We start from the raw sequence: 19,832 nt of genomic DNA on the forward strand, positions 1-19,832 counted from the left end.
GCCGGGGCGAGTTCGTGCTCACGGCGGCGGAGCTTCTCCACTTCCGCCTGCTCGTCGGGGGTCCAGCCGGGGAGGCGGGGCGGGCCGCGCGGTCAGGAGGTGCAGGTGAGCGTGCCGTTCTCGGCGCCCTTGATCAGCGCCTCGTGCGCGGCGTGCAGCCGCTTCGCGTCGGGCTTGAGGACCTTGCGGTCGTAGGTCATCAGCCCGTTCAACTCGCCCTCGACGTCCGTGATCTGGGTGTACACGGCGCCGTTGCCGCCCTTGCAGGCCGCGAGCTGCTCGACCTCCTTCAGACGGTCGAGGTACACATCGGTGTAGGTCTCCGGGGTGACGCCCACATAGGTCATCTGGACCGGGAAGGCGTGTCCGGGGACACCCAGGCCGAGGCCGCCGTACTCGCCGCTGACCAGGGCCCGTTTGCCGTCGGCCGCCGGGAGCTGCGGGCTCGGATAGCCGTGGGCGTCGGCGATGTCGCCGTTGCCGCCGTCCACCGCGCCGCAGCAGTTGAGGCCGCTCATGTTGTTGATCAGGCGGGTCGGGTCGAGGGACTTGGCGTAGTCCGCGATCCGGGCCTGGTCGTACTGTCCCCAGCCCTCGTTGAAGGTGACCCACATGATCACCGAGGGGTGGCTGTCGTGCTGCTGGATCATCTGCTTGAGCTCGTGCTCGTACTCCGTGCGCGCGGACGCCGACGGGTTGACCGTGTTCATCGCCGGCATGTCCTGCCAGACCAGCAGACCCAGCTTGTCCGCCCAGTAGTACCAGCGGTCGGGCTCGACCTTGATGTGCTTGCGCACCGAGTTGTAGCCGAGCTGCTTGTGGACCTTGAGGTCGTAGGCGAGGGCGTCGTCGGTCGGGGCCGTGTAGAGACCGTCGGGCCAGAAGCCCTGGTCGAGCGTGGCCATCATGTAGACCGGCTTGCCGTTGAGCAGCGTGCGCTGCTTGCCGTTCACCGTCTTGACCTCGATGGAGCGCATACCGAAGTAGCTGCCCACCCGGTCGACGGAACCGCCCCTGCCCACGGTGACCTTGAGCTTGTACAGATGCGGGTCGTCCGGTGTCCAGGCGTGCGGATGCGGCACCGGCACCTTCAGCGCCGTACCGGTGGTGCCGTGCGCCCGGCCCACCTCGCGGCGGCCGTCGTAGGCCACCGCCGTGACCGGCACACCGTCACGCACCCCGCGCACGTCCACCGCGACCGAACGCTTCGCGAGGTCCGCGGTGGTCTTCACGTCCGCGGCGTGGTCGCGGGCGACCGGCTCCATCCACACCGTCTGCCAGATGCCCGAACTCGGCGTGTACCAGATGCCGCTGGGGTCGATCCGCTGCTTGCCGACCGGCGGGTTCTCGCCGCTCGCCGAGTCGGTCGGGTCGTAGACGCCGACGATCAGTTCCTGCGCGCCGGACCTCTTCAGCGCGTCCGTCACGTCGACGCTGAACCGGTCGTAACCGCCCTTGTGCTCACCGACCTTGCGGCCGTTGACGTACACCACGGCCTGCCAGTCCACGGCGTCGAAGTTGAGCTGGAGCCGCTGTTTGTGCGCGCGCCAGTCGGACGGCACGGTGAAGGACCGCTTGTACCACATGCGGTCCTCGTGCCGTTCGATCCCGGAGAGCTGGGACTCCACCGGGTACGGGACGAGGATCTTCTCGGCCAGCTTCTTCCCGGTGGGCGGCTGCTCGCCCGCCTTGGCACCGGCGAACTCCCAGGTGCCGTTGAGGTTCTTCCACGCGTCGCGGGTCAACTGCGGTCGCGGGTACTCCGGGTGGGCGTTCTTCGCGCTCACCTTGTCGGCCCACTTGGTGCGGAGCTGGTAGGTCGACTTGTTGGTGCCGGTGCTCCAGAAGTCGCTCACGGCGGTGCCGTCGGCCTCGGTCAGACCGCCCTTGCCGTCGTAGCGCAGGTCCGCGTAACCGCCGTGCCCGCCGACGACCGGCTCGGTGAGCGGGACGACCAGCTTGGACGGGTCGGAGGCGTCCAGACGGGCGGTGCCGCGCGGCCACGCCGAGCCACCGACATCGATGTCGAGGTGGCCGTCGAAGCCGGCCGGGGGAGCGGCGAGCGGGCGGTCGAAGTTCAGCACGAGGGTCTTGCCGTCGGGCTGGATGGCCGCGCTGTTGGGGCCGTTGTAGGTGAAACCGTCGGGCAGCGTGAACGCCGACTGCGGGATCGCCTGCTTGCTGCCGCCCGGCGGCGTCCAGCGCACATGCAGGTTCGAGCCGCCGTAGTGCTCGAAGTACTCGACCTTGAAGTCGTAGGCGTGGCCCGCCTCCAGGGTGACGGGAGCCGAGGTCTGCTCCTTGTCCCAGTCGTCGACCCAGTGGTCGATGACGGACTTGCCGTCGATCCAGAGCCGGAAGCCGTTGTCCCCGGTGATCGAGAAGACGTGGGCGCCGCTCGTGGCCGGTGTGAGCTTGCCGGTCCAGCGCACGCTCACGTCGTCCTGCTGCCCGGTGCGGGCCTGCAGACGCGGTTCGAGGTCGGGGAAGTCGAGGCTCGGATCGAAGGTGGTCGCCTTGAGGGTGGCGAAGTCGAAGGCGCCGGGGGCGGATTGGGTGTAGTACTCGCCCTTGAGCCCGTGGGCGACGGGCGCCTCGGCCGCCCGGGGTTCCGCGGGCGCGGCTTTGGAGCCGACCGCACCGGCCAGCACCAGCGCCATGGCGGTGAAGGCGGAGGCCAGCCAGCGGCCGGGACGGAATCTGCGGTGGGAGAAGGATGGATGCACGTGTACCTCCGGAGGGAAACGGAGTTGCGGGTGCGTGCTCTGCCCGTGCTTCGGAACATCTTGTATAACGTTGGAAACAAGGGCAGTTGGCATGAGAACACGCCTCCTGCGCTCTGTCCAGGTGTCTGACACGAGGCGTGGGAGGACAGCAGATGCGCGTGAGCCTGAAGGACGTGGCCGAACGTGCGGGGGTCTCCGTGAAGACCGTCTCCAATGTGGTCAACGACTATCCGCACGTCACACCGGCCATGCGGGCCCGCGTCCAGCAGGCCATCGACGAACTCGGCTACCGGCCGAACCTGACCGCCCGTCATTTGCGCAAGGGACGGACCGGAATCATCGGCCTGGCCGTGCCCGAACTCGGCAACTCCTACTTCGCGGAGCTGGCCGGCGCCGTCATCGACGCCGCCGCCCAGCACGAGTACACCGTGCTGCTCGACCACACCCAGGGCCTGCGCGAACAGGAGATCCTGGTCTGTCAGGGCTTCCGCGCCCGGGTCATGGACGGTCTGATCCTCAGCCCGCTGGAGCTGGAGACCGAGGACCTCGCCGCCCGCCGCGACGACGCGCCCCTCGTCCTGCTCGGCGAGCGCCGCTACGACCTGCCCTACGACCACATCGTCATCGACAACATCGCCGCCGCCCGCGCCGCCGTGCGCCATCTGCTCTCCCTCGGCCGCCGCCGCATCGCCTTCCTCGGCGCCCGCCAGGACCGCCTCCACCAGCCCGCCCACCTGCGGTTCATCGGCTGGCAGGCGGAACTGGCCGCCTCAGGGCTCGTCGCCGACGAACGCCTGGTCGCCACCACCCAGGGCTGGGGCCACGAGGACGGCGCACGGGCCATGGCCGCACTGCTCGACGCGGGGGAGCGGCCGGACGGGGTGTTCGCCTACAACGACCTGATCGCGCTCGGCGCCATGCGCGTGCTGTTCGAGCGCGGCCTGCGCATCCCCGAGGACGTGGCCGTGGTCGGCTTCGACGACATCACCGAGTCGCGCTACGGCGCCGTCACGCTCACCACCGTCTCCCCGGACAAGGTGGCGATCGCCCGCCTCGCCGTGGAATCCGTGGTCGGCCGCCTCAAGGGCGAGCAGAACCACGAGGCGCCCCGACCGGCCCGCCAACTCCAGCCGGGCTTCACGCTCGTGGAGCGGGAGAGCACGCTCGGGCGGCGCGTCCGTACCGACTGACCAGCGCAAACGCCCTACACCGAGGCTTAGTTGGCACGGATTGCGGTTGGATGACGTGCTGTCCGAGGTGTTTACACGGCCCTTGCAACGATGTAAAAAGCATCCTGATCTGGTCACCGCCGGACCGGCCTTCCGCAGTCCCGAAGTGGGGTAATCCGCATGAAGCCGCACTCCCGCAGCACCACCAGAACCATCCTCGCCGTGGGTCTCACCGCCAGCCTGGCGCTCGTCGCCGCCTGCACCAAGTCCGAGGACGACAAAGCCTCTTCGGGCAGCACCGCCGTGAACAACGACGCCGGGAAGCAGGTCGCAGAGGGCAGTGGCGGCAAGACCTGCGTGATCGGCGACTACGGCGCCGACAAGCTGGACCTGTCGAAGACGGTCGTCGGCTTCTCGCAGTCCGAGAAGGAGGCCAACCCCTTCCGCATCGCGGAGACCGCCTCCATCAAGGCCGAGGCCAAGAAGCGCGGCGTCAAGCTGCTCACCGCCAACGCCCAGTCGCAGTTCTCCAAGCAGATCAGCGACGTACAGGACCTCATCGCCAAGGGCGCCAAGCTCCTCGTCATCGCCCCCCTCAACTCCGACGGCTGGGACCCGGTGCTCCAGTCCGCCCGCGCCAAGAAGATCCCGATCATCACGATCGACCGCCAGATCAACGCCACTCCCTGCAAGGACTACGTGAGCTTCATCGGCTCCGACTTCGTCCAGCAGGGCCGGCGCGCCGCCGACCAGCTCATCGAGGCCACCGGCGGCAAGGGCGAGATCGCGATCCTGCTCGGCGCGGCGGGCAACAACGTCACCACCGAGCGCACCAAGGGCTTCGAGGAGCAGATCAAGGCCAAGGCCCCCGGACTCAAGGTCGTCTTCAAGCAGACCGGCGAGTTCACCCGTGAGAAGGGCCAGTCGGTCACCGAACAGCTCATCCAGTCCAAGCCCGGGATCAAGGCGATCTACGCCGAGAACGACGAGATGGGTCTCGGCGCCGTCAACGCCCTCAAGGGCGCGGGCAAGAAGCCGGGCGCGGTGAAGATCGTGACCATCGACGGCACCCGCAACGCCGTCCAGGGCATCGCGGACGGCTGGATCAGCGCCGTCATCGAGTCCAACCCGCGCTTCGGACCGCTGGCCTTCTCGACGCTCGACTCCTTCACCCAGGGCAAGCCGGTCGGCGAGGACATCGTCATCAAGGACAGCCAGTACACGAGCGCCAACGCCAAGGCCGACCTCGACAAGGCCTTCTGAGGCCGCGAGGCGACTCCGAGCCACACACGGCCCGTCGAGTTCGACAGGGCTTGCCGACGGCTCGTGATCGTGAGGCGCCGGGGGAACGACCGCTCCCGGCGCCCCGAGCAGGCACGTCGCCCATGACCCCCATGGAGAGCAGCCGTGACCGCACCTCCCGACGAAGTACTCGCCGTACGCGACCTGACCAAGCGCTTCCCCGGTGTACTGGCCCTGGACGGGGTCACGTTCACGCTCCGGGCCGGTGAGACACACGCCCTGGTCGGCGAGAACGGCGCGGGCAAGTCCACCCTGATCAAGGTCCTCACCGGCGTCTACCGCCCCGACGAGGGCGAACTGCGTTACCGCGGCGAGGCGGCCGTCTTCTCCACCCCGCTCGCCGCTCAGCACGCCGGGATCTCCACGATCTACCAGGAGGTCAACCTCATCCCCCTGATGAGCGTGGCCCGCAACCTCTGTCTCGGCCGCGAACCGCGCACCCGCTTCGGCCTGATCGACTTCGCCCGGATGCACCGCGAGGCGGCGGAGACGATGGCCGAGTACGGCGTCCACGTCGACGTCCGCCGCCCGCTGCGCGAACTCGGCGTCGGCGCCCAGCAGATGGTCGCGCTCGCCCGCGCCGTCTCCGTCGACGCCCGCGTGGTCGTCATGGACGAACCCACCTCCTCGCTCGAACCCCGCGAGGTGGAGACGCTGTTCGGCGTCATCCGGCGACTGAGGTCCCAGGGCATCGCCGTGCTCTACGTCAGCCACCGCATGGACGAGCTGTACGCCGTCTGCGACACGGTCACCGTGCTGCGCGACGGCAAGCTGGTGCACACCGGACCGCTCGCCGAGACCGGCCGCCTCCAGCTCGTCTCGCTCATGCTCGGCAGGGAGACGAGCGAGGTCAGCGCGGAGGGCGTCACCAAGTTCGCCGGAAACCACGACGCGGGCACCGAACCGGTCCTCAGGGCAGAGAAGTTGAGCAAGCGGCACCTGCTGCACGACGTCTCGGTGGACATCCGCCCCGGCGAGGTCGTCGGGCTCGGCGGACTGCTCGGTTCGGGGCGTACCGAGACCGCCAAGGCCATCGCGGGCGCCCTCGCGCTCGCGGGCGGCCGGGTCACCGTGGCCGGACAGCCCGTGCGCACCGGCTCCACCCCGGCCGCGATCCGCGCCGGGATCAGCCTGCTGCCCGAGGACCGCAAGACCGAGGGGATCGTGCCCGGCCTGTCCGTCCGGGAGAACATCGCCCTGGCCGCGCTGCCCCGCATGTCCCGCTTCGGCCTGGTCTCCGAGGCGAGCGTGGACCGCGTGGTCGACACCTTCGTGAAACGCCTGCGGATCAAGGCAGCGAGCCCGCACCAGAAGGCCGGCGAACTCTCCGGCGGCAACCAGCAGAAGGTGCTCCTCGCCCGCTGGCTCGCCATGCAGCCCAAGGTGCTGCTCCTGGACGAACCCACCCGGGGCATCGACGTGGGCGCCAAGGCCGAGGTGCAGAAACTCATCGACGAACTGGCCGAGGACGGCCTCGGCGTCCTGCTGATCTCCTCCGACGTGGAGGAGCTGGTCGAGGGCTCCGACCGCGTGGTCGTCCTCCGGGACGGCGCCGTCGTCGGCGAGCTGACCGGCGACGACGTGAGCGAGGACCAGTTGATGCGGGCCATCGCCGAGGCGGCCGAGGAGGAACCCCGCCATGACTGAACTCGCCCTCGACAGAAGGGCTTTCGCCGACCGGACCGCGGTGGTCGCCTGGCTCCAGAACTACGGCGTCTACCTCGGACTCGCCGTCCTGCTGCTGTTCAACGTGCTCTTCACCGACCACTTCGTCTCCGGCGAGAACTTCCGCACCCAGGCCGTCCAGGTCGCCCCCGTCCTGATCGTCGCGCTCGGCATGGCGCTGGCCATCGGCACCGAGGGCATCGACCTGTCGGTGGGCGCGGTGATGGCGCTGGCCACCTCCGTCACCTCGCTCTACCTCGGCTACGGCCCCTGGCTCGCGCTGCTCATCGCGATGGCCGGCGGCGCCGTCGTCGGACTCGCCAACGGCTCCCTCGTCGCGTACGTCGGCGTGCAGCCGATCGTCGCCACCCTCGCGCTCATGGTCGGCGGGCGCGGCATCGCGCTGGTGCTGCTGCCCCAGCTCAAGGACGTGCGCGACCCCACCATGGCCTCGCTCGGCTCCGGAAGCGTCCTCGGCATCCCGTACCTGGCACTGATCGCGGCCGCCCTGGCCGTGATCGTCGGCTTCGTCGTGCGCCGGACCGTCTTCGGCCGCCGCCTCCTCGCCGTCGGCGACAGCCGGCCCGCCGCCCAGCTCGCCGGACTCCCGGTGCGCGGCGTGCTCATCGCCGTCTACATCTGCTCGGGTGTCCTCGCGGCCATCGCCGGGTTCCTGGCCACGGCCCGCCTCCAGGCCAGCGACCCCAGCTCGCTCGGCAATCTCATGGAACTGTCCGCCATCACCGCCGTCGTGGTCGGCGGCACCCCGCTGACCGGCGGACGCGTCAGGATCGGCGGCACGGTGGCCGGAGCCGTACTCATCCAGCTCCTGACGGCCACGCTCATCAAACACGATCTGCCCACGTCCTGGACGCAGATCGCCCAGGCACTGGTCATCGTGCTCGCGGTGTACGCGGCACGGGAGAGGGGCAAGCGGTGACCAGCACCAAGGAACACCCCACGACCGCCCCCCAGGCGGCACCCCCCGAGGACACCACCCGGCGCGGCGACCGCATCGCCGCCCTCGCCCAGCGGCACGGCGCCCTGGTGGCCCTCGTCGTCCTCGCCGCCGTCGCCTCCCTGTCCTTCGACTCCTTCGCCACCGGCGACAACCTCGGCAACATCGCGGTCAACTCCGCGTTCCTCGCCACCGTCGCGCTCGGCATGACCTTCGTCATCGTCAGCGGCGGCATCGACCTCTCGGTGGGCTCCGTCTTCGTCCTCGGCGGGGTCCTCGCCGCCTGGGGCTCGCAGTACGGCACGGTCGTCGCCCTCCTGCTGCCGCTCACCGTCTGCGCGGTGATCGGCCTGGTCAACGGCCTCCTCGTGGCCCGCACCGGCCTCGCCCCGTTCATCGTCACCCTCGCCTCGATGCTCGCCGCCCGCGGCGTCATGCTCGCCATCACCGACGAGGGTGCCGACACCTACCTCGTCGCCAAGGGCTCCTTCTTCGCCACCCTCGGCCAGAGCAAGCTGCTCGGCGTGGCGACACCCGTGTGGATCACCGCCGTTCTGTATCTGGCGGGCGGCGTCCTGCTGCGCCGCACCGCCTTCGGGCAACGGGTCTACGCCATCGGCGGCAACGAACAGGCCGCCGCCCTCATGGGCGCCCCCGTCGCCCGCACCAAGATCGCCGTCTACACCCTCTCCGGCCTCCTCGCGGGACTCGCCGGCGCACTCAGCGCCGCCTACCTCGCCTCCGGCGTCACCATCCTCGGCTACGGCATGGAGCTGGACGCCATCGCCGCCGTCGTCATCGGCGGCACCCTCCTCACCGGTGGTCTCGGATACGTCAGCGGCTCCCTCGTCGGCGTGCTCCTGCTCAAGGTCATCCAGAACGTCATCAACCAGATCGGCTCCCTGGACTCGGCCTACCAGCAGGTCGCCAGCGGGGCGTTCCTCGTCCTGGTGGTCATCGCCCAGACGTGGCTGGCGAGGCGGCGGCGCGTGGGGTGAGCACGGCGTCCCCGGCGTCGGATTCACCCGGCGGCCGTCAACGCCTCCAGCGCGCTCGCCTGTGTACGCCAGTCCACCGGGTTCGGCGTCGTACCCGTCCAGCGCGCCCCCAGCCGGTTCAGCGCGTCCCGGTCGGTGCCCCACAGCGAGTCGGCCTGCCGAGCGAGATACGTACGGTAGGCCGACGACCCGGTGGCGTCCGCGAGATCGGCCAGATGCCGTACGAACACGCCCTTGAACTGCTTCTGGTTGTCGTCGCACGACGCGGACCCGATGTCACAGGACTCGGTCAGCACACCGTTCCGGGTGAGCTGCGAGGAGGTCGTCGCCGCGTCCGCGAGCCGCCGGGCGGTGTCGAGATAACGGCTCTGCCCGGTCGACCGCCACAGTTCGGTGAACGCGCCGATCGCCAGCCCCTGGTTGTAACTCCACACCGTCTGGCCGTTGTTGGCACACGACGAGGTCAGCCCGTCGTTCACCAGACCCGACGAACCGATCATGCCGCTGTTGAGATACCAGTCCGCCGCCGTCGTCGCCCGCGCGCCCCACGTCGTGTCGCCGGACACCCGCTGGTGCAGCGCGGTCACCAGCCAGAGATAGAGCCCGTTGGTCACCGCGTTCTTGTACGTGCGCTCCCGGTTCCACCAGACTCCGCCGCCACAGGTGCCGGTGTCCCAGTACTGCTGCACGTAGTTCGTGATGGTGACCGCCTCGTCCAGATACCGCTTCTCGTGCGTGTAGTCGTACGCGGCCACCCAGGCCACCGCCCACCACCCGGCGTCGTCGATCGCACGGCTGATGAAGTGCCCCTCGATCGGGTCCGAACCGCGGCCGCCCGCCGGGAAGACGCCGTCGTTCTGCTCGAAGGTCCGGGCGATCACCCAGTCGTAGTCGTGCCGTCCGCTGGTGCGCGCGAAGTCGATCAGCGAGGTGAGTGCCACCGCCGAGTTCCACCAACTGCTGCGCCACCAGCCCTCGTTCACCTGATACGACGCCACGAGAGCGTCCGCCGCCGCACGCGCCCGAGTGGGCACCGGCCGCGCCCACGCCGTGCAACCGCCGTCCTGGTGCGACGCCTCGCGCCCGCAGGCCCGTACGGCGCCGCCGTACAGCAGACCGCGCGGATCGCGGGTGGCGAACATCTTCGTACGGGCGGAGGACGCACCGGACGTCACGGAGGTGCGACCCAGCGACGATCCCTCCGGCCAGCTCCCGCCCTCGTCCCAGGACCGGTCGAGCCAGACCTCGTCCCCCGCCCCGCCGTTCTCGACGACACCCCAGGCCGTGCCGGTGGTCTGGTCCATGTGGAGGCTGATCGTGCGGCCGTACAGCGTGGTCGCGGGCACGGGGCGCGTGTCGCCCGCCGCCGTCGCCGGATCGGCGCCGTCACAGGCCGAGCCGTCGCACACCTGCGGCCGGAACCAGTCCGTGCAGGTCACCGCCCCGGCGTCCCCGCAGGCCCGGACCCAGCCGCGCCGGTGTGCCACCGGGTCGGTGACGTTGTACATCAGCGTCCGCGTACCGGTCCACGAGCCGGGGATGCTCGCCTTGCCCAGCAGCCCGTCCCAGGTGTTTCCCCGGTCCCCGCTGCGGTCCAGCCAGACGGAATCCCCCTGCACACCCTGGTCGATGCTCGCCCACGCCATGTCGTCCGCCTCGGACACGTGCAGCCGTAGCACCCGCCCGTTGATGTTCCGGTCGCCCACCGGAAAACTCTCCTGCTTCGCCTTTGACGGGTCGAGCGTGTCACACGCCAGCGCGCACACCGCCGTCGCCGCGACGGACGGCGCGGGCAGGGCAAGGAGCCCGCCCAACGCGAGGGCCAGTGCGAGAAGTCCACCGAGAAGTCGATGTCTGCGAGTCGGCATGGCGCGTCCGTCCTGTCGGTCGTCCGTTCGTCCAAGGGGCCGAGCAATCAGAGTGATCCAAAGCTTTCCAACGTTGAACCATTCCGGTCATGTGCACGACAGCACCGCCGGAAGGGTCTGTCCAGCCCCGGAACGGACTCGGCCGGAACGCGCCCCTGAGCCCCGGCCTCCCTCGTCCGGCCCCGTACCGGCGCATCTGCGCTCGCCCTGAGCCGCCCCGTCAGAGCCCGCCCACGGTGTAGGTGTCGTAGATCCCCAGCAGGTCCTCGTCGTCGGGGATGTCCGTCCGGTACTGGTTCTCCCGGCAGAACAGGGCCGTCAGCCGGACCAGTTCGCGCAAGCCGGGAAACGACGTCTGCGGCGGGAAGGGAGACCGCCCGTGCCGGAGCGGACGCGGTCAACAATACGGCGAAGACCAGGGACGCGAGCCGCCTGGTACCCCACCCACACCTCGCCCCCGGCGCTGCCGCCCCGCCACGCCACCAGGAGGCCGACGCGGGCCGTCAGCACCCAGCCCGTGCCGTATCCGACCATCAGCCGCGTGTACGCGCGCATCGGACGGCTGCGTGTGCTGCCCGGTTCGATGCCGCCGCAGGTCAGCAGGGACCCACCCGCGACGATCAGCAGCCAGACGGGAACGCCGAGCAGCCCCCCGAGCGGGGCGGAGGCGGCCGGCTCGCCGCCTCCGTCCGGGCGCAGGAGAGTCACCTCGTTGCGTTGTTCACCGGACGACCGTACAACGGTGGCGTCGTGACCCCGTATCAGGCGCAACGTCTGACCACGGCGCTGAGGGACCTGTTCGCCGGCCTCGGCCAGGGCGTCACCCTCGGCCTCGCCCCCCGACGCGGACGAGCGGTACTTCGCCGACATCGCCCGCGCGCTGGTGTCCGAGCTGTCCCTGGTCGGGCGCGACGCGCACGCCTCGTGACCCACGTGCCGAGCGATCCGTGAACCCCGTTGCCAAAGAGGCGAGTTACACCTGTGGACACCGCAGGGACGGCATGTTCTCATGCCTGAGGACCGGCTTTACAACGTTGTAGCCACGCCGGTCCGACCGGCAGTCCAGTGCACTCGTCGTCTCCGTACGTCCACCGCGCTCGCGAGAGCGCCGTTGCCCCCCATGGAGCGTGCCGTGCGACCACCCCTGTCCCGTTCACCCCGCGGACGGCTCACCCGGATCGTCCTCGTCTGCGCGACGGCGGCCCTCGGGCTGACCTGCGCCGATCCGGCGACCGCGAGCCCGGCGGCCAAGCCCGCCCGCACGTCCACCGTGGCCGTCCAGAACGCCAGATTCCAGGTGCTGTCCCCGACCCTGATCCGCACGGAGTACGCCGGGGACAACCGCTTCGAGGACAGCGCGACGTTCAACGCGATCGGCAGAGACGGCTTCACGCCGCCCGCGTACACCTCGTCCGTCAAGGACGGCGTCCTGACCCTCACCACCAGCGCCCTGACCCTGCGCTACGAGGTCGGCTCGGGGCCCTTCTCCGCCGACAACCTGACCGTCCGGCTGAAGGCGGGCCAGGACCAGGTGCTCGCCGCGCCCTGGCAGCACCCGGACTGCGCGGTCGGCACGTTGTGCGAGGCCGAGGACCAGCTCCACGACGGACCCGGACTCGCCACCGACCACGCCGGGTTCACCGGCAAGGGCTTCCTCGCCGGCTTCGAGGTGACCAACAACTCCCTGACCACGGACGTGCGTTCGGACAAGTCGGGCACCTACGACTACGCCGTCCGCTACGCCAACGGCACCGGCTCCGACGGCCGCCACGAGACCCGTACCCTCAGCCTCAGCGTGGACGGGGGAGCGGACCGTACCCTCAGCCTCCCCGCGACCGCCGACTGGAACGCCTGGGGCGTGGCCCGCATCCCGCTCGCGCTCGGCGCCGGCCACCACACCGTACGGCTGCACCGCAACGCCACCGACTCCGGCGCCGTCAACATCGACAGCGCGGCCCTGCTCACCACCGGCGCCGACTATCCGGGCAAGGCCGCGACGGCACTGCCCGGCTGCCACTTCGGCACGGCTTGCGAGGCCGAGGACACCCTGCCCGCCGGGTCCGCCGTCCTCGCCACCGACCACCAGGGCTACTCCGGCGACGGCTTCGCCGCCGAACTGAACAAGGACGCCCGGCTCACCGCCCACGTCACCGACGTGCCCGCCGACGGCACCTACCTCCTCCACGTGCGCTACGCCAACGGCACGGGCGGCGACGGCCTCCACCAGGCCCGCGAGGTACGCGTCGGTACCGGAGCGGGCACCGACGCCACCCTCACCCTCCCGGCGACCGACAACTGGGACACCTGGAAGTCGGCCTCCGTACCGGTGCAGTTGAAGGCAGGCACCAACGACGTCACGCTCAACTGCCCCGACACCACGAGCTGTCACGTCAACGCGGACACCCTCGCGGTGACCGCCCGCACGGACCCGGCCCCCCAGCCCCACCTCGCCCTCGGCGGCTACCGGCGCAGCCTCGACGGGGTCAACGGCGACAACGACCCCAACCCCCGCACCACACCTGGTCTGCTGCACCGCGACGGCTGGTACCTGCTCGACGACACCGCCTCCGCGACGTACGACACCCGCACCGAGAAGGCCGTCCCGCGCCCCTCCCACGGCGCCGGTCCCTACCAGGACGGTTACCTCTTCGGCTACGGCCACGACTACAAGCAGGGCCTCACCGACCTGGCCACCCTGACCGGGCCGCCGCAGTTGCTGCCCCGCTGGGCCTACGGCGTCTGGTACTCGGAGTACATCGACCGCACGGCCGACGACTACGAGAAGACCATCCTCCCCGCGTTCCGCAAGGCGGGCGTCCCGCTGGACGTGCTGGTCACGGACACCGACTTCAAGTCGCCCAACACGTGGAGCGGCTGGAACTTCGACCCGAACAAATACCCCGATCCCAAGGGGTTCTTCGACTGGTCTACCGCCGAGGGCCTGCACAACACGCTCAACGTGCACCCGAGCATCCTGGAGTCCGACCCGCAGTACGCGAAGGCGATGGCGACCGCCAAGAACAAGCTGGCCAAGGGCGGTTGCGCCGGCGGCGCGGGCTCGGCGTGCCGTACGTTCGACTTCGGCGACCCGGACCAGCTCAAGGCGTACCTCGACCTGCACCGCCCCTTCGACCGGGCCGGGAACGACTTCTGGTGGCTGGACTGGTGCTGCGACGCCTCCCGCTCCTCGCAGCCGGGTGTCACCCCGGACGCCTGGATCAACCAGAAGTACGCCGACCTGACCGCCGAGACCAGTGAGCGGGGCTTCGTCCTCTCGCGGGCCTACGGCTCCCTCCAGGCGGGCGGCTACAGCGGCGGCGTCGGCCTGCCCACCGGCCCCTGGGCCGACAAGCGCAGCACACTGCACTTCACCGGCGACACCTACTCCACCTGGGGCACCCTGCGCGCCGAGGTGGGCTACACCCCCGGCGAATCCGTCGCCACCGGCATGGCGGCCGTCAGCCACGACATCGGCGGCCACGTCGACGGCCACGGCATCCCCGGCGCCGAGACCTACACCACCGACGACGGCCACAGCCACCGCACCACCAAGCTCCCCGACGACCTCTACGCCCGCTGGGTGCAGTTCGGCACCTTCCAGCCAGTCGACCGGCTGCACAGCAACCACAGCGACCGGCTCCCCTGGCAGTACGGCGACGCGGCCCGCGACTCCGCGAGCAAGTTCCTCAACCTGCGCGAATCCCTCGTGCCGTACACGTACACACTGGCCCAGCAGGCGAACACCACCGGCGTCCCGATCACCCGGCCGCTCTACCTCGACTACCCCGAGGAGGAGAACGCCTACGGCAAGGCGGGTGGCGAGTACCTCTACGGCCCCGACATGCTCGTCGCACCCGTCACCGCCCCCGGCACCAGCACCACCACCTCGGTGTGGTTCCCGCCCGGCCAGTGGACCGACTACTTCACCGGCCGCACCTACAGCGCGGGCACCGGCGGCGCCACGTACGACGTGACCACCACCCTCGACACCATGCCGGTCTTCGTCCGCGCGGGCGGCATCGTCACCACCCGGGCCACCGACGTGGACCACGACGCGGGGACCCCGCTCGACAAGGTCGCCGTCTCGGTCGCGACCGGCGCGCCCGGCTCCTTCACCCTCTACGAGGACGACGGCGTGAGCACCCCCTCCCGCCACCGCGCGGCCACCACCCGCCTCCACTACACCGAGCACTCCGGGCGCCACACCCTCCGCATCGGCCCGGCCAAGGGCTCCTTCCACGGACAGGTCGCCCGCCGCTCCTGGACGGTCACCTTCCAGGGCGCGGACCACGCCCCGACGCGGATGACGGCCGGCAACAGGCAACTGGCCCACTCGGCCTGGAAGTGGGACGCGGACACCGAATCCCTCACGGTCACCCTGCCCGCCGTCTCGGTCCGGACCGGCGTGACCGTCGAGTACCGGTAGCCAGGAACGAAGTTGAGCGGAGTCGAGCGCCCTCGATCCAGTGGCTGACCGTCGGACGGTCAGCACGCCCCGGCCCGGACGGCCACGCCGACCGGGCCGGGGCCTCGCCCCACCCAACGACCCCCACGGAACCGTGCCCCGCCCTATGCGGCCTGGCGATCACCGAGGAACACCGGCTGACAGGCAACCGCGTTCGCGATCGGCGGCCGTCCCTCACACACGGGTCGCGCCGTCACGTGCCCCCCTGTGCCCCTTGCTCACCCGACCCCCGCGCGATCAGTCGCGTCGGCACCGTGACCGTACGGACCCGGCTGCGGTCGCCGTCCAGCCGGGACAGAGCGGTGACCGCGGCCGTGCGGCCTATCTCCTCGGGGTTCTGGGCGACCACCGTGAGGGCCGGTTCGAGCGCGTCCGCGAGCGCGATGTCGTCGAAGGCCACCACGGCCACGTCCTTGCGCCGGTCGCGGGCGAGGCGGGCGACGACACCGACGGCGACGATGTTGTTCCCCGCGAACAGCGCCGTCGGCGGATCGGGCAGCGCGAGCAGCCGCGCCGTCGCCTCACCCGCACCGCGCTGGTCGTGGGCGCTCGCCACCAGCAGCCGGTCGTCCGGCAACCCCGCCTCCCGCAGCGCCTCGCGGTACCCGGCGAGCCGTTCGCGACGCGTGTAGAGCTTGGTCGGCAGATCGCCCACGAAACCGATCCGGCGATGCCCGTGGGCGATCAGATGGGCGACGCCCGCGCGCGCACCCTCGCGATTGGAGCTGACCACGCTGTCCGTCGACAGCCCCGCGCCCGGCCGGTCGACGAAGACCACCGGAAGTCCCGCCGCGCGATGCGGCTTGAGATGGGAATGATCGGCGCCCACGGACGGCACCACCATGAGGATGCTGACCCGGCGCGCCAGGAACTTGTCCGTCAACGCCCGCTCGCGGCCCGCGTCGTCCGTCGAGGAACCCATCAGCAGGGTCAGTCCTCGCTCGCGGACGCTGTCCTCGATGCTCCCGGCCACCGCGCCGAAGAACGGATTGCCCAGATCGGGCACCACGAGCCCGATGGTGGTGTCAGGACCGCCGACACGGATGTTGCGGGCCATCAGGTTCGGCTGGAAGCCGAGGCGGGCGACGGCGGCGAGCACCCGCTCCCTGGTCCCCGCCGAGGCGGGCCCGTCCTCGTTGAGGACGCGGGAGACCGTCTTGGCGCTGACACCGACCTCGCGTGCGACGTCGGCCAGAGTGGGGCGGCGGTTCGCTGCCATGGGGCACACGTCTCCTGTGCTCGTCGCCTCCGGCCGCGGCCTCGGCCGGAGACGCGTGAGTGCTGACGCGCCGGACCGGCGTCGGCGCCGGCCCCGCGGTGTCAGAGAGGGCTCGACCCCGGGTGTCGGCGGGGTCGCGGCCCGGGTGTCAGGGGGTCTCGACCCCGGCGGCCTTCACGGCCTCGGAGTCGGCGACGACAGTATCCCCGCTCTCGTCGACGGTGAGCGCGCCGGTCATGATCGCGACCACCTCCGCCATCGAGTAGTCCGACGGTTTGATCACCGCCGCCCGCTTCCCGAGCCGGTGCACATGGACGCGGTCCGCGATCTCGAAGACGTGCGGCATGTTGTGGCTGATCAGGACGACGGGCAGTCCCCGGTCCTTCACCCGCCGGATCAGGTCCAGCACCTGGCCGGACTCCTTCACACCGAGCGCGGCGGTCGGCTCGTCCATGACCACGACACTGCGTGCCCAGGCGACCGACCGCGCGACCGCGACGGCCTGCCGCTGCCCGCCCGACAACGTCTCGACGGCCTGGGTGAGCGAACGCAGCCCGATCTTCAGATCCGCCATGTGCCCGGCCGCCTCCTGCCGCATCCGCTTCTTGTCCAGCATCCGGAAGACGCTGCCGAGCACCCCGGGACGCCGCAGCTCACGGCCGAGGAACATGTTCGACGCGATGTCCATCGACGCGGCGACCGCCAGGTCCTGGTGCACCGTCTCGATCCCGTGCGCCCGCGCGCTCTGCGGCCCCGAGAACCGGATCGGCTCCCCGTGGAGCCGGATCTCACCCGCGTCCGGCACCAGCGCCCCGGTCAGCGCCTTGATCAGGCTGGTCTTGCCCGCCCCGTTGTCCCCGATGACGGCCAGGACCTCACCGGGCAGCAGATCGAAATCGGCCCCGTCGATCGCGGTGACCTGCCCGTACCGCTTGACCAGACCACGCGCCTGGAGGATGGGGGTGGGGGAGTCGGCGGCGCTCATCGGGCCTTCTTCCGGGAGAACTGGTCGACGGTCACCGCGAGGATCACCAGGATTCCGGTGATGAGCGTCTGATAGATGGACGCGACGCCCATCAGCTGGAGCCCGTTGCGGAAGACGCCGACGATCAGGACACCGATGAACGTGCCCAGCACCGAACCGCGCCCGCCGAACAGACTCGTCCCGCCGATGACCACCGCGGTGATGGAGTCCAGGTTGTCGGTCTGCCCCGCCTGCGGATCGCCCACCCCCGTACGGGAGATGAGCAGCAGCGCGGCCACGCCGTACAGCAGCCCGGCGACGGTGTACACGCCGATGGTCAGCCGCGAGGTGCGCACGCCGTTCAGCCGCGCCGCCTCCACGCTGTTGCCCAGGGCGTACACGTGCCGGCCCCAGCCGGTGCTGCTCAACGCGTAGGCGAAGAGCAGGAACAGGGCGATGGTCACCAGCGACCCGTAGGTGATGTCGGTGTGCCCGAGCGGGAACGTCTGCCCAAGTGCCGTCAGCATCCCGGGCAGTTGGGTGACCGTCTGCTCCTTCGAGTAGATGTGGGTCAGCGCGAACGCCACGTTGAGCATCCCGAGCGTCACGATGAACGGAGGCAGCGGGATCTTCTCCGTCAGCGCCCCGTTCAGCAGCCCGAATCCGGCACACACCAGCAGCCCGAGCCCGATCGCGAGCAGGGGCGGCAGCGTGCCCTCGGCAGCCATCCTGGCCATCATGATGCTGCCGAACGCCATCACCGCGCCGCACGACAGATCGATGCCGGCGGTGAGGATGATCAGGGTCTGCCCGATGGCGAGCGTCCCCACGACCATGACCTGCTGCACGATCAGCGAGAAGTTCCCGCCGGTCAGGAACTGGTCGGTGGAGAGCGAGAAGAAGACACAGGCGATCAGAAGCGCGGCCAACGGGCCGGTGGTCGGCGCCGTGAGCAGTCGGCGCGCCGTACCGGGCGCCGAGAGATCGGCGTACGGCGTGGTCGTGGCTGTCATACGGAGTCCTTGTCGAGGGTCTTGCGGGAGGACCTCGGGGCGGGGATCGCGGGAGTGGCCGGAGTGCCCCGGCCGCGAAGTGGTCCGGCACGAGAAGGCGTTGAGGAAGGGAGGGGCGGCCGTCCCTCAGGGGAGTAGGGACGGCCGCCCCGGTCGGTGGCGTGCGGCCGCGGGGCGGATCAGCCCCAGCAGTTGTCCAGGCCGTACGCGGTGTCCTTCGAGGTGACCCCGGACTGGGGCTTGTCGGTGATCAGGTTGACGCCCGTGTCGGTGTAACCGGACGCCTTCTTGCCGTTCTTGGCGTACGTGACCACGGCCTTGACGCCCTCGGCCGCCATCTTCAGCGGGTACTGCTGCGCGGTGGCCGCGATCTGCCCGCTCTTGACGGCCTTGGTGCCGGTGCAGCCGCCGTCGACGGAGACGATCAGGACGTCCTTCTCGCGGCCCTTGGCCTTCAGCGCGGTGTAAGCGCCCAGTGCGGCGGGCTCGTTGATGGTGTAGACGACGTTGATGCCAGGTTCCTTCTGGAGGCAGTTCTCCATCGCGGTCTGCCCCTTGGCCTGGTCGCCCGCGGTGTCCTGCGAGCAGACGACCGACGGGTCCTTGGCGCCGACCCCGAAGCCCTTCAGGAAGCCGTCGTGCCGCTGGACGCCGACGGAGACACCGGGCGCGAGGTCGAGGGTGGCGATCTTCGCCTTCTTGCCCTTCATCGCGGCCTTGGCGTACTGCCCGATCAGCTCCCCTGCCTTGAGGTTGTCCGTCGCGAACAGCGCGTCGACCGCGCTCTGCGGCTCGGTGGGCGTGTCCAGCGCGATGACCAGGACACCCTTGGCCTGGGCCTTCTGGATCGCGGGGACGATCGCCTTGGAGTCGCTCGGCGTGATCAGGATGCCCTTCACCCCCGAGGCCACCATGTTCTCGATGGCGGTGACCTGCCCGGCGTTGTCCCCGTCGAACTTGCCCGCGGCGGTCATCAGCTGGGCGTGGTTCTGCTTCGCTGCCCGCTCCGCGCCCTCCTTCATCTTCACGAAGAACGGGTTGGTGTCGGTCTTGGTGATCAGACCCACCTTGACCCCGCCCGAGCCGGAGCCCGCGGACCCCGAACCCGAACCGGAGCCGGAACCGCAGGCGGTGAGGGTGAGCGCCGCGACACCCAGACACGCGGCGGCTCTGAGGACGGTCGAACGCTGGCGGGTGATGCGAGACATGAACGACTCCTGCGGGATTGCGAGCGGCGCGGCCGGCATCGGTGCATGCCGTCCCGAGGTGTCATCGTTGACTTATGTCATCGTTGACACGGCATGGCGAGGATGATGGACGCCCTTTCCCGGCAACGTCAATGGCTTGTACTTGTCACAAATCGGCAACGCACGCGTTCGCCGTCACCCGTGTCGAATTCGCCTCGCGCGGCTCAAGAACCAGTCCCTGCAGGACGGTTGACCCCCCCGGAGCGGTGACGCATCATCGGTGCACCTGTCCGTCCCC

General features: G+C 70.2%; 13 protein-coding genes and 1 pseudogene. 7 read left to right on the forward strand and 7 right to left on the reverse strand.

Annotation, left to right across the window (positions count from 1 at the left end):
* Nucleotides 1-92: 92 nt before the first annotated feature.
* Entirely contained in the window at nt 93-2,660 is a 2,568-nt protein-coding gene (locus ACWEEU_RS29295; RefSeq protein WP_451736538.1) for a PA14 domain-containing protein, read from the reverse strand.
* A 218-nt stretch (nt 2,661-2,878) separates the two neighbouring features.
* On the opposite strand from ACWEEU_RS29295, the gene ACWEEU_RS29300 reads away from it, so the two are divergent.
* From ACWEEU_RS29300 to ACWEEU_RS29320, 5 genes are all read left to right on the forward strand, one after another.
* On the forward strand, nt 2,879-3,916 hold the full coding sequence (locus tag ACWEEU_RS29300) for a LacI family DNA-binding transcriptional regulator (RefSeq protein WP_385750073.1): 1,038 nt from the start codon (nt 2,879-2,881) through the stop codon (nt 3,914-3,916).
* A gap of 159 nt (nt 3,917-4,075) precedes the next feature.
* A complete protein-coding gene (locus tag ACWEEU_RS29305; protein ID WP_199588093.1) occupies nt 4,076-5,158 on the forward strand; it encodes an ABC transporter substrate-binding protein in 1,083 nt (360 codons plus the stop codon).
* A gap of 144 nt (nt 5,159-5,302) precedes the next feature.
* Entirely contained in the window at nt 5,303-6,844 is a 1,542-nt protein-coding gene (locus ACWEEU_RS29310; RefSeq protein ID WP_451736470.1) for a sugar ABC transporter ATP-binding protein, read from the forward strand.
* Nucleotides 6,837-7,802, forward strand: coding sequence for an ABC transporter permease (locus tag ACWEEU_RS29315; RefSeq protein WP_451736473.1), 966 nt, complete (start codon nt 6,837-6,839; stop codon nt 7,800-7,802). The genes ACWEEU_RS29310 and ACWEEU_RS29315 overlap by 8 nt, the downstream gene beginning before the upstream one ends.
* Nucleotides 7,799-8,818, forward strand: a complete 1,020-nt coding sequence (locus tag ACWEEU_RS29320) for an ABC transporter permease (RefSeq protein WP_451736476.1) — start codon at nt 7,799-7,801, stop codon at nt 8,816-8,818. Before ACWEEU_RS29315 ends, ACWEEU_RS29320 begins: the two co-directional genes overlap by 4 nt.
* 23 nt (nt 8,819-8,841) lie before the next feature.
* Here ACWEEU_RS29320 and ACWEEU_RS29325 read toward each other — a convergent pair whose 3' ends face one another.
* Nucleotides 8,842-10,686, reverse strand: a complete 1,845-nt coding sequence (locus ACWEEU_RS29325; protein WP_451736478.1) for a glycoside hydrolase family 76 protein — start codon at nt 10,684-10,686, stop codon at nt 8,842-8,844.
* A 318-nt stretch (nt 10,687-11,004) separates the two neighbouring features.
* Nucleotides 11,005-11,394 (reverse strand): hypothetical protein, encoded by a 390-nt coding sequence (locus ACWEEU_RS29330; protein ID WP_451736481.1) that lies wholly within the window; start codon nt 11,392-11,394, stop codon nt 11,005-11,007.
* Between ACWEEU_RS29330 and ACWEEU_RS29335 the strand changes: the two are divergent.
* Both ACWEEU_RS29335 and ACWEEU_RS29340 read left to right on the forward strand, forming a co-directional pair.
* A pseudogene (locus ACWEEU_RS29335) lies at nt 11,353-11,614 on the forward strand (TetR/AcrR family transcriptional regulator); the annotation flags it as partial. The gene ACWEEU_RS29330 and the pseudogene ACWEEU_RS29335 overlap by 42 nt on opposite strands.
* A 204-nt stretch (nt 11,615-11,818) precedes the next feature.
* Nucleotides 11,819-15,112, forward strand: coding sequence for a TIM-barrel domain-containing protein (locus ACWEEU_RS29340; RefSeq protein ID WP_451736484.1), 3,294 nt, complete (start codon nt 11,819-11,821; stop codon nt 15,110-15,112).
* 232 nt (nt 15,113-15,344) lie between these two features.
* On the opposite strand, the gene ACWEEU_RS29345 is transcribed toward ACWEEU_RS29340, so the two are convergent.
* The 4 genes from ACWEEU_RS29345 to ACWEEU_RS29360 form a co-directional block, all read right to left on the reverse strand.
* Entirely contained in the window at nt 15,345-16,370 is a 1,026-nt protein-coding gene (locus tag ACWEEU_RS29345; RefSeq protein WP_451736487.1) for a LacI family DNA-binding transcriptional regulator, read from the reverse strand.
* Nucleotides 16,371-16,518: 148 nt separating this feature from the next.
* Entirely contained in the window at nt 16,519-17,355 is an 837-nt protein-coding gene (locus tag ACWEEU_RS29350; protein WP_451736489.1) for an ATP-binding cassette domain-containing protein, read from the reverse strand.
* A complete protein-coding gene (locus tag ACWEEU_RS29355; protein ID WP_385748714.1) occupies nt 17,352-18,347 on the reverse strand; it encodes an ABC transporter permease in 996 nt (331 codons plus the stop codon). Before ACWEEU_RS29355 ends, ACWEEU_RS29350 begins: the two co-directional genes overlap by 4 nt.
* Nucleotides 18,348-18,526: 179 nt before the next feature.
* Entirely contained in the window at nt 18,527-19,555 is a 1,029-nt protein-coding gene (locus ACWEEU_RS29360; protein ID WP_451736493.1) for a substrate-binding domain-containing protein, read from the reverse strand.
* Nucleotides 19,556-19,832: the final 277 nt, after the last annotated feature.

Source organism: Streptomyces sp. NPDC005004, from assembly GCF_053600675.1.